Below are 14,689 nucleotides of genomic sequence, written 5' to 3' on the forward strand. Positions count from 1 at the left end.
TTTATTGACTGAAATTAAGGGTATTTAACATTAGTTACATACCAGAAAAATAAGTTGCTTTACTATACATATCAATATCAGGGGGTAATGGTATGAAAGAAGCAGGCCTTGTGCTTGAAACAAAAATTGATGGCTTTAATTTTAATTGGGACCTGGAAAAAGGTCAGTTTAATTTTGAAGGTGAAGACTCAGTCCTCTTTTGGATAAGTTCAGCCATGAAAAGCTTTTTTGATACAATTGAAGAGATTTCAGGCAAAGAAACCTCCAGTCTTGTACTTGAGACCGCCGGTTTCAGGCAGGGAATGGTTGTTGGAAAGTTTTTTAAAGACATGAATCTGCATATAACTGAAGTGGCCAATATCATCCCCAGAATATACGCGTCTGCCGGCTGGGGGAAATTCATCATTACTAATGTAGATCCCGCTGCCAAAACAGCCAGGGTCAGAACTGTTGACAGCTGGGAATATAAGATTAACAGGGAACAAGGGAAAACTGAGTCCGGAACCTTTCTGCCGGGACATTTTGCAGGGATCTTTTCAGCTGTGTTTGGGAGAAGCATTTGGTATAAAAAGGAATCTGACCAGTTAGCCGGCCACGAATATACAGAGCTGGATTTCTTCCCTTCAAGCGTTACGGTTGAGGAAAATATCCATGATTTAACGAGACGGGAAGAATCAAAAAAAATCAGTGAGCTTGAGAAATTAGTGGAAGTGCGCACGTTAGAACTTAAGCAGCTTGTTAAAGAAATCTCTTCACCGGTTATTCCTGTCCTGGATGGAATTGTTGTTGTCCCTCTTTTGGGAAGATATGATGAATTCCGCTCTGAAGAACTCGTCGATAAAACTCTTCATAGCCTTCCGAAGCACCAGGCAGATTGCCTAATCCTGGACCTGACCGGGTTAAATCAGTCCATCAGTGCCTACACGGTGGAATTCTTAAGCAAATTGGCTGCTGCAGCTAATCTGATCGGCACAGAAACCATTCTGGTCGGCATTTCTCCGGAACTTGGCACTAAAATTACGGAAACCAACTTTAATCTCTCTAAATTTAACTGCTTCACAAACCTGCAGCACGGCATTTATTACGCTCTTTCCAAAAAAGGCAGGAAAATCTTTTAATCATACAAAAAGCTGATTCCGCATTGGACGGAAGTCAGCTTTTTTATGTTTTTTATGATGCATCTGCAAATTATGTGCGGATAACCGGAATTTTTGTGCAGATAAAATTTTTTATGTGCGTTTAGCGTTTTTTGTGTGCGAATAAGTTTTTTTATGTGCGCTTAGGTTTTTTTATGTGCTCTCAGAACCCGGGGATGGCTCCTATTTCTCTGCCTGCACTTTCTTCGGCGCCCCCCTATATTTCGCTTCGCGCAGTTCCAGGACGTATGCCTCAAGATTCGGCATTCCCATGTCTTTGGCAATGCTGATTTCTTTTTCAATATCATATGGAATCCGGACAATCTCAATGGAAAAAGGTGCAGCCTCTTTTGATAAGTATTCCCCATGCAAGATTGCATAGGCAGCCTGAGGGATATCAAGGGAGTTCCCGACGCTTCCTGCATTGAATAGTGTCTTTTGCGGATGAATCGGTTCAACCAGGGCTGCGTGAATATCCCCGTACCCGACAACATCCGGAATCCTGCCTTCCTCTCCGGCAGTAATATTCTCCGTATTCTCGAACATAGCCAGCTTTTCGTCATGTGAATCCCTCATGGGCACCACCCGGTGATAAATGCTTTTGGCTGAAGCATGGTAGAGTCTGATATATTTTCCGCTCATATAAAAATCGTAATGGAACGGAAGCGTGCCTAAATAGGATAAGGCCTCTTCCCCCAGCTGTCTCTGATGCCACTGCCCCTCTTCAAAGTCCAGCGGCTTCTGCATAAAGTCATCCCAATTCCCCAGGAGGACCACTTCACAGGTCTCTTTAATCCGTTCAACGGCTTTAAGAGAATTGGGTCCTTTTCCTATTAAGTCACCCAGGCAAAAAATATTCTCTATTCCGCGTTCGCGGATATTGTCCAGAACAGCCTCCAGAGCTGTGATATTTCCATGAATATCAGATATTACGGCTACTTTTCCCATGTTTGTCTCCTCCTTACTTTTTTTATATTTCTCCAAAACACCCAAGCTTCCTCTAACAATTGAAAAAAACAAAATTTGATTTTTCCCTGGACCGCCATTACATTAGAAATATGGTAAAATAACAGCATGCCAAAACCAACATTACATATAGAAGGAGTAAGAATTATGTCAAAAGTATTTGTCTTCGGACACAAAAACCCTGACACTGACTCAATCTGTTCAGCACTTGCTTATGCAGAATTAAAAAACAAATTAGGCGTTGATGCAGAGCCAATCCGCCTGGGCAAGGTAAATGAGGAAACACAATATGCCCTAGATTATTTTAAGACTGAAGCTCCCATGCTTGTTGAGGCAGTATCCAAGGAAGCCAGCGAAGTAATTCTTGTAGACCACAACGAATTCCAGCAAAGCGCTGATGATATCAGAGATGTGAAAATCCTTGAGGTTATTGACCACCACCGCATTGCGAATTTTGAAACAAGCGATCCGCTTTACTACCGTGCAGAGCCTGTTGGCTGTACAGCAACCATTCTGAACAAAATGTACAAGGAAAACGGAGTGGAAATCAGTAAAGAAACAGCTGGCCTTATGCTTTCTGCCATTATTTCCGATTCCCTGCTGTTCAAATCTCCAACATGCACAGATCAGGACGTTGCAGCAGCACGCGAGCTTGCTGAAATCGCGGGAGTAAACCCTGAAGAATATGGTCTCGAAATGCTGAAAGCAGGAGCAGACTTAAGCAAGAAGAGCGTGAAAGAGCTAATCTCCCTTGACGCAAAGGAATTCCAAATGGGAAGCTATAAAACAGAAATCGCTCAGGTTAATGCTGTGGACCTGAATGACGTACTAAGCCGCCAGGAAGAATTGGAGGCTGTCATTACTGAAAACATTAATAGCAAAGAGCTTGACCTTTTTGTTTTTGTTTTAACTGATATCCTTAACAACGACTCAGTTGCCATTTCTCTTGGCAAAGAAGCTGCTGCAGTTGAAAAAGCTTATGATGTAACACTTAAAAACAACAGTGCCGTATTAAAGGGCGTTGTTTCACGCAAAAAGCAGATCGTACCGCCTCTTACAAACGTATTGGCCGGCAAATAATACAGAAGCAGTGCCGCACTTGGCACTGCTTTTTACTTATCCAATAATGCTTCTGTCCCCTTAACAAGCCTGGTCATCAATTCCTTCACTGTCACCTCTTCAGCCATTCCCACTCCCTGACCGGCCCATAATGACATAAACTCCGGCCGCTCCAGCTTCGCTGCATGCTTCCGGATAGGCGCTGTCATATCATTCTGCAATGGATAAGGCAACAGCTGCACACCTTTCATTTCCTCCATGAATCTGTTGCGAATCCCTCTTGCAGGCTTTCCTGAGAATGCTTTCGTCACAGCTGTCTGATCTTCCCTTGCATTTAATAGAGCATGCTTGTAAAGTGAGTGCGCCCCGCTTTCCCTGCATGTAAGAAAGGCCGTTCCAAGCTGGACTCCTTCTGCCCCAAGGATCATGGCTGCAGCGATACCCCGGGCATCCATGATTCCCCCTGCCGCGGCCACAGGACAGCTTACTGCATCTGCCGCCTGCGGTATGAGAGCCATGGAACCGATCATACCGCTTTCTTCCCTGTGAAATGTTCCGCGGTGCCCCCCAGCTTCAAATCCCTGTACAACAATAATATCTGCGCCCGCTTCTTCCCATTCCACTGCCTCATTGACATTTGTTGCGGTTCCAATAATCATCGTACCCTGTTTCTTTAATTCTGAAATAAAGGCCGAATCAGGTATGCCAAACGTAAAGCTGCAAGCAGGCACACGTTCTCCCATCAAAACATCAAGCTGTTTTTTGTATAAAGCAGCATAATCCTTTTTCGGAAGAGTTGACTTTACCTCCATACCCAGCTCACTGCTGTATCGTTCAAGCACATTCCCCATGCTGCTGATATCATCTGAATTCACTGACACATCAAGATCCGGAACAAAGAGATTGACGCCAAATGGCCGATCTGTCAATTTCCGAATTTGTTTTATATCTTCTCTTATCTCATCCGGACTCATATAGCCTGCACCCATATTTCCAAGTCCGCCGCAATTTGATACCTCACTGATTAATTGCGGCGTTGTCATCCCTCCAGCCATGGGAGCCTGAAAAATAGGGTATTTTATATCCAGCATCGCAGTGATGGAATTACGGTTCCAGCCCATTTAAATCACCCTTCCTCCTTTATTTCCCCGAAACAAGAGCATCTATTACACTATCAGCAACCGTATGCCAAATCTTAGAATCCTCCTGATAGGAGGCAGTTAATCTCCTGTACATGCTCATTTGTTTTTCCTTAAAGTCTTCAGCATCCTGTGCAGGAAGCTTCCCTCTTTCATCATCCACCAATTCCTGAATCTGTTTGGCACGCGGTCCCCAAATAGCTTTTTCGTCCCCTTCTTTATCTATAAAAATATAAATCGGTATCGCTCTGGATGTTCCGTTAGTCAAATACTGGTCCATAAGCTCAAGGTTCTGATCCCTCAAAACAAAACGGACGTCCATGCCGGTTTCCTCAGCTATTTTTAGTAGAATCGGATTATTCAGCATGGCATCACCGCACCAGTCCTCAGTAAGGGCAATTACTTTCATGCCGGTACCCTTAAGGTCTGCCAATCTTGTTTTTTCCTCATCAGATAAAGAGAAACGATTATATATTTTATTCATCTCTTCTTTGTTAACTTGCATCGCTTCTATATAATTCTGCGGACATAGACCCTTCGCAAACCAGTTCATTAATTCCATAAACCCACTCCCTTTTTTCGATTTCTTTAGTGTTTATTCTTTACCATCCGCTTTCATTCCTGCATTTGCTGTAGCACTTTGTAAAACTGAATCTTTTCCTGGGAAATAGACTTTATTTTTGTCGAATACAGGAAAAGCTGATGGATTTCCATCAGCTCACCTTTTATCTTTTCTGTATTTCCTGCTGCAATAATTTGTTAACAAGCGGCGGGTTGGCCTGTCCTTTTGTGGCTTTCATAATTTGGCCGACTAGGAAGCCGATTGCTTTTTGCTTACCATTTTTGAAATCCTCGATGGATTGAGGGTTCGCATCGAGCGTTTCACTGATAATTTTAAGAAGTGCCCCTTCGTCCGAAATTTGGACGAGGCCTTTTTCTTTTACGATTGTTTCCGGATCTCCGCCATTTTCAACCAGCTCTTTGAATACTGTTTTGGCAATTTTAGAAGAGATCGTGCCGTTTTCAATCAGCTTAATCATGCCGGCAAGTCCCTCAGGTGTCAAAGCTATATCGGCCAGCTCTTTTTGTTCAGCATTCAAGTAAGCTGACAATTCACCCATTACCCAGTTGGAAGCCTGTTTCGCGTCTGCTCCTTTATTCACAGCTGCCTCAAAGAAATCAGATGTTTCTTTTGTCACTGTCAGGACAGCTGCATCATAGGCCGGCAGCCCAAGTTCCTCGATATAGCGGTTCTTTCTTTGGTCCGGAAGCTCAGGAATCTCGGCACGGATTCGCTCTTTCCACTCTTCATCGATATGAATATCAAGTAAATCAGGTTCAGGGAAATAACGATAATCATCCGAACCTTCTTTTACCCTCATTAGAATAGTTTTATTGGTGGCTTCATCATAGCGCAATGTTTCCTGCTGAATTGTTCCGCCAGAACTTAGAATCTCTTCCTGCCGCTTCTCCTCGTATTCCAGTCCTTTGCGGACAAAGTTAAACGAGTTCAAGTTCTTAAGCTCTGTCTTTGTGCCAAATTCCTCCTGGCCGACAGGACGAAGAGAAATATTCGCATCACAGCGAAGTGAACCCTCCTCCATTTTACAGTCAGAAACGCCAGTATACTGGATGATGGACTTTAGCTTCTCCAGGTATGCATATGCTTCATTTGGCGTGCGGATATCCGGCTCAGATACAATCTCGATCAGAGGAGTACCCTGGCGGTTATAGTCTACAAGAGAATAACCTTTAGCATGAGACAGCTTGCCTGCATCCTCTTCAAGATGAATCCGCGTAATGCCGATCTTTTTCTTATAGCCGTCGACTTCGATCTCAATCCAGCCATGTTCTCCAATGGGCTTGTCGAATTGCGAAATCTGGTAGGCTTTAGGATTATCCGGGTAAAAATAATTCTTCCGGTCAAATTTTGTAACAGGTGCGATTTCACAGTTCAGCGCCATCGCAGCTTTCATTCCGAATTCAACTGCCTTTTTATTAATGACAGGCAGCACTCCAGGGTAGCCGAGATCGACTACTGTTGTGTTGGAGTTTGGCTCCGCCCCAAAATGGTTTGGGCTTGCTGAGAATATTTTAGAATCTGTTTTTAGCTCAACATGTACTTCAAGTCCGATAACCGTTTCGTATTTCATGAATTTCCCCCCTTACAGTCCCGGTTTTTGCTTATGGAATTCTGTAGCCTGCTCAAATGCATGTGCTACACGGTAAACAGTGCTTTCATCAAAATGCTTTCCGATAATCTGAAGGCCTAGCGGCAATCCATCCGCAAATCCGCAAGGAACGCTGATTCCAGGAACCCCGGCAAGGTTAACTGGAATGGTCAGAATATCATTTGCATACATAGTCAGAGGATCAGACGTATTTTCGCCAATCTTAAAGGCAGGAGTTGGTGCTGTCGGTCCAATAATGACATCATACTTTTCAAAAACATTTTCAAAATCCTGTTTTATCAGCGTGCGCACCTTTTGTGCCTTTTTGTAGTATGCATCATAGTAGCCTGAGCTTAAGGCAAATGTTCCAAGCATAATGCGGCGTTTTACTTCATCCCCGAAGCCTTCTGCACGGGTCTTTTTGTATAAATCCATTAAACTCTCAGGATCTGCTGTTCTATAGCCATAGCGTACGCCATCAAAGCGAGCCAGGTTGGCCGATGCCTCGGAGGAGGACAGCAGATAATACGTTGCCAGTGCATATTTCGAGTGCGGCAGGGAAACTTCTTCCCAAGTTGCCCCCAGTTTTTCCAACACCTTCAGGGCATCCAGCACTGACTGGCGCACATCTTCATCTACACCTTCAGCCAAATATTCTTTTGGTACGGCGATTCTCAACCCTTTAACATCGCCAGTTAAGCTTTCTGCATAGCTTGGAACATCTACATTTGCTGAAGTAGAATCCATTTGGTCAACACCTGAAATAGCCTGAAGCAGATAGGCGTTATCTTCAACTGTGCGGGTAATTGGTCCAATCTGGTCCAAAGATGATGCAAATGCAATCAGTCCGAAACGGGATACTCTTCCATAGGTAGGCTTTAACCCAACAACTCCGCAATAAGAAGCGGGCTGTCTGATTGAGCCGCCTGTATCTGATCCAAGAGAAAATAAAACCTCCCCTGCTGCAACAGAAGCAGCAGAGCCGCCGGAAGACCCGCCGGGAACTCTTTCAAGATTCCAGGGATTTCGGGTTACCTGAAAACCTGAGTTCTCATTGGATGATCCCATTGCAAATTCATCCATATTCAGTTTACCGATTGTAATGGTTTCAGCATTATGTAATTTGGAAGCAGCCGTTGCATCATAAATCGGGTCAAAGTTCTCAAGAATTTTACTCGCACTGGTGGTGCGCAGCCCCTTCGTTACGATGTTATCCTTTACTCCGATCGGCATACCGAACAGGAGGCCTTTCGCTTCGTCCGTGCCGATTTTTTCATCCATTTTTTTTGCTGCTTCACGGGCTCTTTCTTCATCAAGCGTCAAGAAAGCCTGTACTTTGTCCTCTACTTCACCGATTCGCTTGTACGATTCACTGACAAGATCGGTAACCGTGATTTCTTTTTTATGTAAAAGCTGATGAAGCTCAGATACCTTATGGTCAAATAAACTCACCATTTTCCCCTCCCTACTCAATAATAGACGGCACTTTTATATAGCCATCCTGATGTTCCGGCGCATTTTTCAAAACTTCTTCCTGTGGAAGCCCTTTTTTCGCCTTATCTTCTCTCAATACATTTTTCATATCAAGAACATGGGATGTTGGTTCAACATGATCTGTATCAAGCTCATTCAAAAGCTCTGCAAATGAAATCATTTTGTCCAGCTGTTCCGTATACGCAACAGCTTCCTCTTCAGTCATCGCAAGTCGCGCCAAATGTGCAACATGCTTAACCTGATCTATAGAAATTCTCGACATTAATGCCACCTCCAAAATTTGAATACTGTCAATGCACAATTATTATGATCATACCAAACTTTCACGCGTTAAAGCAACACGCGAGAACGGGCTGTTTCAGCAATCTTCTGCTTATTTTACCATGAGTTGAGGGGGAAATGTGTGTTTGCGTCTTTCTTAAGAGGATAAATGAAAAGCGAAACCGAATAAATAGGGATGTGATCAAACTGCGAGGAGGCAAGATTATGGAATTTTTCCGATTTGATTTGGATGTCAGCCGGGAAATCAGTCAATTCAGCAGCCACAACGCCAGCATCAGTCCGATTATCAGGAACAAAACGGCTACAGTTGGGTGTATCCATCTTAAGGATAATAGTGTTTTAGGCATGCATCCGGCAGCATGTCCCCAGCTATTTCTCATCGTTGACGGCGAAGGTTGGGTCAAAGCTGCTGGAGGTGAACAAATTGCAGTCAGAAAAGGCACCGCTGTTTACTGGTCTGAAGGCGAGGAACATGAATCAGGCTCTTACCTTGGCATGACTGCAATTGTGATTGAAGGTCCTGATTTGGACCCTCATCAGTACCTGAAGCCTTTGGAATAGAAAGCGAAACCCTGGCATTGGCCAGGAAGCGTTGAAGTTTGGCCGGTATTTTATTCATTTCGGCCGATAAACTCCGCATTTTGGCCCGTAAATATGTAAAATTGGCCGGTATTACGAAGCCTTCCCCCCAAAAAATAGAGCAGCGCGGCAGACGCTGCTCATTTCCGCTTGAAAAGTTTGGCAAACAGGCCGCCTTTTTTCGCCTTTTTGGCTTCTGCTTTGACCGTTTTCCTCTCCACAAAAATTTCTGGTTTGTCAATCGCATAGTCATAGGCAAGTACCAGCCCGATCTCAGAATTATGTTCTTTGTTTGTGACAATTGTATATTCTACTTTATTGGCCGAAGCCAGTTTGATATATTTTGATAAATAGGAGTAGCTCATATTTCCATTCAGATAAAGATGAGCTTTGCTGTTGGCTTTAAGAGCCTCTTCCACCTGCGGATAGATTCCATCTTGCCTCATCTGCGGCTGCTTCAGGGCAATGACCACCCTCTCCCGAAGCGAGCCAAGAAACTTGCGGCGCTCATCAGGCTTGGTCTGTTTTTGTCCATGAATTCCCTGTTGAAGATAATCATCTATATTTTCAGCCAATTGTACATCCTCCATCCTTAAATGACCTCAATGCTTTCATTGTATTCAGTATTATGCCCTATTTCAAATTTCACCTATATAATATGTATGTTTTTGCAGCAGGTACTGTGCTTGCCTGTTAAGCAAAAAATACCTCCCTTCCTAGGAAGAGAGGTGTAAATTAGGAGAATATTCAAGGTAAAATATCAAGTTACTTGGGGTAAAAATTAAGCTTCCTGCTTTTCAGAGAACTGTTCTTCCTCGGTCGATCCCTTCAAAGCAGTTGTAGAGGAAGTACCTCCAGTAATGACCATGGAAACCTGGTCAAAATAGCCTGTGCCTACTTCACGCTGATGTCTTGTCGCCGTGTAGCCATGTGTTTCGCTGGCAAACTCGGCCTGCTGCAGTTCAGAGTACGCAGCCATTCCGCGGTCTTTATATCCGCGAGCCAGTTCAAACATGCTGTGGTTCAGAGCATGGAATCCTGCTAAAGTAACGAACTGGAACTTGTAGCCCATTTTGCCGAGCTCCACCTGGAATTTTGCAATCGTTTCGTCATCGAGCTTTTTCTTCCAGTTAAATGATGGAGAGCAGTTATAAGCCAACAGCTTACCTGGGAATTTTTCATGAATGGCTTCAGCAAAGCGTCTAGCCTCATTAAGATCAGGTTCAGATGTTTCACACCATACCAGATCTGCATAAGGGGCATACGCCAACCCCCGAGCGATCGCTTGGTCAAGTCCTGCTTTTGTCCGGAAGAATCCTTCAGGAGTGCGTTCCCCTGTAATAAAAGGTGCATCATATGGATCTACATCGCTGGTAATCAAGTCAGCTGCGTTAGCATCAGTCCGTGCGACAATGACAGTCGGCACGCCCATAACATCCGCAGCCAGTCTTGCAGATATTAAATTCTTAACAGCAGTCTGCGTTGGGAGCAATACCTTTCCGCCAAGATGGCCGCATTTCTTCTCAGAAGATAGCTGGTCCTCAAAGTGTACTCCGCCGGCACCCGATTCAATCATGCCTTTCATAAGTTCAAATACATTTAGCTGGCCGCCGAACCCTGCTTCAGCATCTGCTACAATTGGAGCAAACCAGTCAATGGAATGATCCCCTTCCATATGATGAATCTGGTCAGCACGCTGAAGGGCCTGATTAATTCTTTTTACAACACTCGGAACACTGTTGGCCGGATACAAACTTTGGTCCGGATACATATTTCCGGAGAGGTTCGCATCTGCAGCAACCTGCCAGCCGCTTAAGTAGATAGCCTTCAGACCCGCCTTAACCTGCTGAACAGCCTGGTTTCCCGTTAATGCACCCAATGCATTGACGAAATTCTCTTCATTGACAAGCTTCCACAGCTTCTCTGCACCACGGCGTGCTAATGTATGTTCAATATCAATCGACCCTCTTAGCTTGATTACTTCCTCCGCCGAATATGGTCTTTCTACTCCACTCCAGCGTTCATCCATTTCCCAGCTTTCCTGCAGCTGACGCACTCTTTCATCTGCCATTTGATTAAATCCTCCTTTTAATTTAGAAAAATCATCATTTCAGCAAGATCCCGGATGCAAAACACTTCTGTATCATAACAGCACTAAAAAACTTTCTGTTATAATATTAATCTATGTTGTTATAAAACAATTGAATATCTATGTTTTGTATTATATAACAGTTACAAACCAATGGGAACCCCTTAATTAAAAAATTTCAAAATTTACTGAATAACACATCCTGCTTCATTTCAACTTCATCCTTTGTGCTATGATAGAGAGAATTAGTTGCGTTTTTAGTAAATCATTCTGATGGATGAAGGAGAATGTATGGAAGATAAGAATCGCTCTTTATATAATTATCTAGTGGAAAAAGCCCCTGAAATGACAAAGGATTGGAGAGGCTTTCAGGTCGTAAAGGCAGGATGCGACTATTCTGCTGATGCTCCTCCGGAAAGGGCAAGGAAAGTTGAGGAGCAAAACACAAAGTATTTTAGAACTGTGGCAAAATCACTGCTTCAGACAGAAGAAGAAATGAAAGAAACGATAGCCAATTGGACAAAGCAGACGTCTGCTGATCGGGTTAAATCCAGAACATCCCTTGTCGACGTCCAGAGAAACCTTTCCATATTTCGAAAGGTTTATTGGATGCATATAAAACGTTTTGCTGAAAATGCCGACTTGGATATCAGTGCAGAGGATGTTTTTCATTGGCAGGAAATTATTGATTATACGCTGGATTATGTAATGGAAACCTTCACAGAAAACTTTATGGATATATTGCTGAACCGATTAAGCGCACAATCTATATTAATAAAAGAACTAAGCACGCCGGTTATCCCGCTTTCCTCAGAAGTTGGGCTGCTGCCGCTCATTGGGGATATTGATACAGAACGGGCCAAATTTATTATGGAATCTACTCTGCATCAAAGTGTAAAACTGGGGATTACTCATTTAATTATTGATCTATCGGGTGTCATCATGGTCGACACGATGGTTGCACACCAAATCTTCAAGGTTATCAGCTCATTAAAACTTATCGGTATACAGTCAACCTTGCTTGGGATTCGTCCTGAAGTTGCTCAGACAGCCATCCAGCTGGGAATTGACTTTAAGGATATAATCACTGAAAATTCTTTAGAGAAAGTGTTCAGAAAATTAAATCTGTAATTTCCCCGGGACCTATGACAATTAGGTCTTTTTTTATTTATAAACCCTTCAGGTTACCAACTTAATTTTATTAATTTTGATGTATAGTTATGTTGTTATATGAGATATAACAGCAAATTAATGCGAAATAATGTATTTTTATACATTTTCATCTTTATATTTTTTTAGATTTTTTGTCCTTCAATCTTTATTATGTTATGATGATAAACGTCTTTTCAAAGTGGACCTTTCCCCAAGCTATTTTTTTAACAAACACAAAACTGTATGTTACTGTATAAAAGGTGATTCTTCTAGATGGGGATACTAAGAGAAAATGGAGGTGAAAAAATGGATTTCACTATGGCCACATGGCTTTGGCTTCTTATTCCAATGCCTTTATTGATCATACTATCAGGCATTTCATATTTTGCTGAAAGGAGAGAATAAATAAGTATGGATATAAATATACCAACGTTAATTGCCATTATTGTGTACCTGGTCGGCATGCTGCTGATTGGCGTGCTCGCAGCCAGAATGACTAAAGATTTATCTGATTATGTATTAGGCGGCCGAGGGCTGGGACCAGGCGTTGCAGCCTTGAGTGCAGGGGCATCCGATATGAGTGGATGGCTGATGCTCGGCTTACCTGGTGCCGTATATTTAGGCGGTATGGGAGAGATTTGGCTTCCAATCGGATTAGCTGTAGGCGCATATTTAAATTGGCAGTTTGTAGCCAAACCACTGCGTGTTTATACAGAAGTAGCCAACGATTCTATTACGGTACCCGGATATTTTGAAAATCGATTCCACGATACTTCAAAAATATTGCGTGTTGTTTCGGCAATCGTTATTTTAATCTTTTTCACTTTCTATACTTCATCCAGCCTCGTCGGCGGTGCCATCTTGTTAGAGAACTCATTTGGGATGGATTACACACTCGCACTTTGGGTCGGAGCTGCTGTTATTTTGTCATACACATTATTTGGAGGGTTCCTTGCAGCCAGCTGGACAGATTTCATTCAAGGAATTTTAATGTTCCTTGCCATGATTATTATACCCATTGTGGCCATTCAGGAGCTTGGCGGATGGAATGAGGCGATGCAGAAAATCGGATCTATGGATACTTCTTATTTAGATGTCTATTCCGGTGCCACTTTTGTTGGTGTAGCTTCACTATTAGCATGGGGATTAGGTTATTTTGGACAGCCTCATATCCTTGTCCGCTTTATGGGATTAAGATCTACAAATGATGTTCCAAAAGCACGTTTAATCGGTATGACCTGGATGATTATTTCCTTATTCGGAGCTCTGTTTGTAGGCTTTGCAGGTATCGCATATTTTGCAGATTCACCGCTGGCCAATTCCGAAACCGTGTTTATCATGTTTTCACAAGTACTATTTAATCCATGGGTAGCCGGATTCTTATTAGCAGCCATTCTCTCAGCAATCATGAGCACCGTTGACTCTCAATTGCTCGTTTCTTCAAGTGCATTGGCACAGGATTTCTATAAATCTATCTTCAGAAGAAATGCTTCCCAAAAGGAAGAAATGATTGTTGGCAGAATTGCTGTATTGGGCATTGCCATTATCGCTATCTTCTTAGGGTATAACCCCGAAAGCAAGGTATTGGAACTTGTCAGTTATGCCTGGGCCGGATTTGGTGCAGCCTTCGGACCTGTCATCATTCTGAGCCTGTTCTGGAAACGCATGACGCGTAATGGCGCTCTAGCCGGCATTATTGTTGGTGCTGTAACAGTAATTATATGGGCACAGCTTACCGGCGGACTGTTTGATCTGTATGAACTGGCGCCTGGCTTCCTATTTGCAGTTCTGGCGATTATCGTTGTCAGTCTTCTGGATAATGCACCATCAGCAGAAGTTCAGGAGCAGTACGATCAATATAAATCAGTCCTAAAAAAATAATTGCAGAAACCCTCTTCCTATGTGGAGAGGGTTTTTTGTATGTAAGTCGTTTTTTCAATACAGTAATAGCCTTCAGCTTGTATTGTCTGCTTAATAATTAAGCAGGCAATATATTAAATTACTTCTGCTCCAAGCGTCTTTGCAAAATGCCTTAAGGCCCACTCGTGGCCATCCTGGTCAAATGATGCAACAGCATCTTTATGGATCACTATTTTAAACCCTTTATTATAAGCATCGACTGCCGTATGAAGGACACAAATGTCGGTGCATACACCGACGAGGTGTACCTCCTCTATGCTGCGCTCCCTCAGTTTTATCTCCAGGTCGGTTCCTGCGAATGCGGAATATCTGGTTTTATTCATGAAATAAACATTTTCAGCTTCCTTGTTCGTTTCAAAAACCCGCTGCAATGAACCGTAAAGATTTCTTCCTTCCGTGTTTCTGATATTATGGGGCGGGAATAAATTTGTTTCCGGGTGATGGATGTCACCTTTATCATGAACATCTATGGCAAAAACAGTGTAATGCCCGCTTGCGATAAACTCTTGTGTGAGCTCTGAGATTTTCTTTTCCAAGAGCTGTCCAGGCTTGCCGCATGTAAGGGCACCATCTTCAGAAACAAAATCATTTGTGTAATCAATATTGATCAGGGCTTTAATTGGCATCTTGCATCTCTCCAATCTGCAGTTCTTATTTCATCATATACCTCAGCGGGCTGAATTGCCAATTAAAAAAGGAACA

General features: G+C 43.0%; 14 protein-coding genes. 5 read left to right on the forward strand and 9 right to left on the reverse strand.

Translation table 11 applies throughout. The features are described from left to right. The first annotated feature begins 92 nt into the window (after window positions 1-92). Complete coding sequence (locus NYE23_RS19085; RefSeq protein WP_076258211.1) at window positions 93-1,118, forward strand: STAS domain-containing protein; 1,026 nt, start codon at window positions 93-95, stop codon at window positions 1,116-1,118. A 201-nt stretch (window positions 1,119-1,319) separates the two neighbouring features. Here NYE23_RS19085 and NYE23_RS19090 read toward each other — a convergent pair whose 3' ends face one another. Further along, window positions 1,320-2,084: a metallophosphoesterase family protein gene (locus NYE23_RS19090; protein WP_076258210.1), complete on the reverse strand. Its 765-nt coding sequence runs from the start codon at window positions 2,082-2,084 to the stop codon at window positions 1,320-1,322. Window positions 2,085-2,249: 165 nt separating this feature from the next. On the opposite strand from NYE23_RS19090, the gene NYE23_RS19095 reads away from it, so the two are divergent. After that, window positions 2,250-3,182: a manganese-dependent inorganic pyrophosphatase gene (locus tag NYE23_RS19095; RefSeq protein ID WP_341080012.1), complete on the forward strand. Its 933-nt coding sequence runs from the start codon at window positions 2,250-2,252 to the stop codon at window positions 3,180-3,182. A 32-nt stretch (window positions 3,183-3,214) separates the two neighbouring features. Here NYE23_RS19095 and NYE23_RS19100 read toward each other — a convergent pair whose 3' ends face one another. The 5 genes from NYE23_RS19100 to gatC form a co-directional block, all read right to left on the reverse strand. Next, the gene (locus NYE23_RS19100) at window positions 3,215-4,282 is read right to left on the reverse strand and encodes an NAD(P)H-dependent flavin oxidoreductase (RefSeq protein WP_341080013.1); all 1,068 of its coding nucleotides are present in this window, start codon (window positions 4,280-4,282) and stop codon (window positions 3,215-3,217) included. Between the two features lie 19 nt (window positions 4,283-4,301). Continuing rightward, window positions 4,302-4,862, reverse strand: a complete 561-nt coding sequence (locus NYE23_RS19105) for a thioredoxin family protein (RefSeq protein WP_341080015.1) — start codon at window positions 4,860-4,862, stop codon at window positions 4,302-4,304. Between the two features lie 163 nt (window positions 4,863-5,025). Next, window positions 5,026-6,453, reverse strand: a complete 1,428-nt coding sequence (gatB, locus tag NYE23_RS19110) for an Asp-tRNA(Asn)/Glu-tRNA(Gln) amidotransferase subunit GatB (RefSeq protein ID WP_335449895.1) — start codon at window positions 6,451-6,453, stop codon at window positions 5,026-5,028. 12 nt (window positions 6,454-6,465) lie between these two features. Continuing rightward, complete coding sequence (gene gatA, locus NYE23_RS19115; protein ID WP_341080815.1) at window positions 6,466-7,923, reverse strand: Asp-tRNA(Asn)/Glu-tRNA(Gln) amidotransferase subunit GatA; 1,458 nt, start codon at window positions 7,921-7,923, stop codon at window positions 6,466-6,468. A 13-nt stretch (window positions 7,924-7,936) separates the two neighbouring features. Then, window positions 7,937-8,227, reverse strand: coding sequence for an Asp-tRNA(Asn)/Glu-tRNA(Gln) amidotransferase subunit GatC (gene gatC / locus NYE23_RS19120; protein ID WP_222499803.1), 291 nt, complete (start codon window positions 8,225-8,227; stop codon window positions 7,937-7,939). 224 nt (window positions 8,228-8,451) lie between these two features. On the opposite strand from gatC, the gene NYE23_RS19125 reads away from it, so the two are divergent. Then, window positions 8,452-8,808, forward strand: coding sequence for a cupin (locus NYE23_RS19125; protein ID WP_335449897.1), 357 nt, complete (start codon window positions 8,452-8,454; stop codon window positions 8,806-8,808). Between the two features lie 158 nt (window positions 8,809-8,966). On the opposite strand, the gene NYE23_RS19130 is transcribed toward NYE23_RS19125, so the two are convergent. Then, window positions 8,967-9,401, reverse strand: a complete 435-nt coding sequence (locus NYE23_RS19130; RefSeq protein WP_341080024.1) for a YueI family protein — start codon at window positions 9,399-9,401, stop codon at window positions 8,967-8,969. Between the two features lie 206 nt (window positions 9,402-9,607). Next, window positions 9,608-10,897, reverse strand: coding sequence for an isocitrate lyase (gene aceA, locus NYE23_RS19135; protein ID WP_335449900.1), 1,290 nt, complete (start codon window positions 10,895-10,897; stop codon window positions 9,608-9,610). 309 nt (window positions 10,898-11,206) lie between these two features. On the opposite strand from aceA, the gene NYE23_RS19140 reads away from it, so the two are divergent. Next, the gene (locus NYE23_RS19140; protein ID WP_341080027.1) at window positions 11,207-12,046 is read left to right on the forward strand and encodes an STAS domain-containing protein; all 840 of its coding nucleotides are present in this window, start codon (window positions 11,207-11,209) and stop codon (window positions 12,044-12,046) included. A 432-nt stretch (window positions 12,047-12,478) separates the two neighbouring features. After that, entirely contained in the window at window positions 12,479-13,948 is a 1,470-nt protein-coding gene (gene putP / locus NYE23_RS19145; protein ID WP_341080030.1) for a sodium/proline symporter PutP, read from the forward strand. 113 nt (window positions 13,949-14,061) lie between these two features. On the opposite strand, the gene NYE23_RS19150 is transcribed toward putP, so the two are convergent. Continuing rightward, window positions 14,062-14,613 (reverse strand): cysteine hydrolase family protein, encoded by a 552-nt coding sequence (locus NYE23_RS19150; RefSeq protein WP_335449906.1) that lies wholly within the window; start codon window positions 14,611-14,613, stop codon window positions 14,062-14,064. Window positions 14,614-14,689 lie beyond the last annotated feature (76 nt).

Source organism: Cytobacillus sp. FSL H8-0458 (genome assembly GCF_038002165.1).
Taxonomy (GTDB): Bacteria; Bacillota; Bacilli; order Bacillales; family Cytobacillaceae; genus Cytobacillus.

Bases quoted from the DNA above. Each gene is read 5' to 3' on its own strand.
- NYE23_RS19095 (WP_341080012.1), top strand. From the start codon at position 2,250: ATGTCAAAAGTATTTGTCTTCGGACACAAAAACCCTGACACTGACTCA.
- NYE23_RS19125 (WP_335449897.1), top strand. From the start codon at position 8,452: ATGGAATTTTTCCGATTTGATTTGGATGTCAGCCGGGAAATCAGTCAA.
- NYE23_RS19085 (WP_076258211.1), top strand. From the start codon at position 93: ATGAAAGAAGCAGGCCTTGTGCTTGAAACAAAAATTGATGGCTTTAAT.
- putP (WP_341080030.1), top strand. From the start codon at position 12,479: ATGGATATAAATATACCAACGTTAATTGCCATTATTGTGTACCTGGTC.
- gatC (WP_222499803.1), bottom strand. From the start codon at position 8,227: ATGTCGAGAATTTCTATAGATCAGGTTAAGCATGTTGCACATTTGGCG.
- gatB (WP_335449895.1), bottom strand. From the start codon at position 6,453: ATGAAATACGAAACGGTTATCGGACTTGAAGTACATGTTGAGCTAAAA.
- NYE23_RS19140 (WP_341080027.1), top strand. From the start codon at position 11,207: ATGGAAGATAAGAATCGCTCTTTATATAATTATCTAGTGGAAAAAGCC.
- NYE23_RS19105 (WP_341080015.1), bottom strand. From the start codon at position 4,862: ATGGAATTAATGAACTGGTTTGCGAAGGGTCTATGTCCGCAGAATTAT.
- NYE23_RS19150 (WP_335449906.1), bottom strand. From the start codon at position 14,613: ATGCCAATTAAAGCCCTGATCAATATTGATTACACAAATGATTTTGTT.
- NYE23_RS19100 (WP_341080013.1), bottom strand. From the start codon at position 4,282: ATGGGCTGGAACCGTAATTCCATCACTGCGATGCTGGATATAAAATAC.
- NYE23_RS19090 (WP_076258210.1), bottom strand. From the start codon at position 2,084: ATGGGAAAAGTAGCCGTAATATCTGATATTCATGGAAATATCACAGCT.
- aceA (WP_335449900.1), bottom strand. From the start codon at position 10,897: ATGGCAGATGAAAGAGTGCGTCAGCTGCAGGAAAGCTGGGAAATGGAT.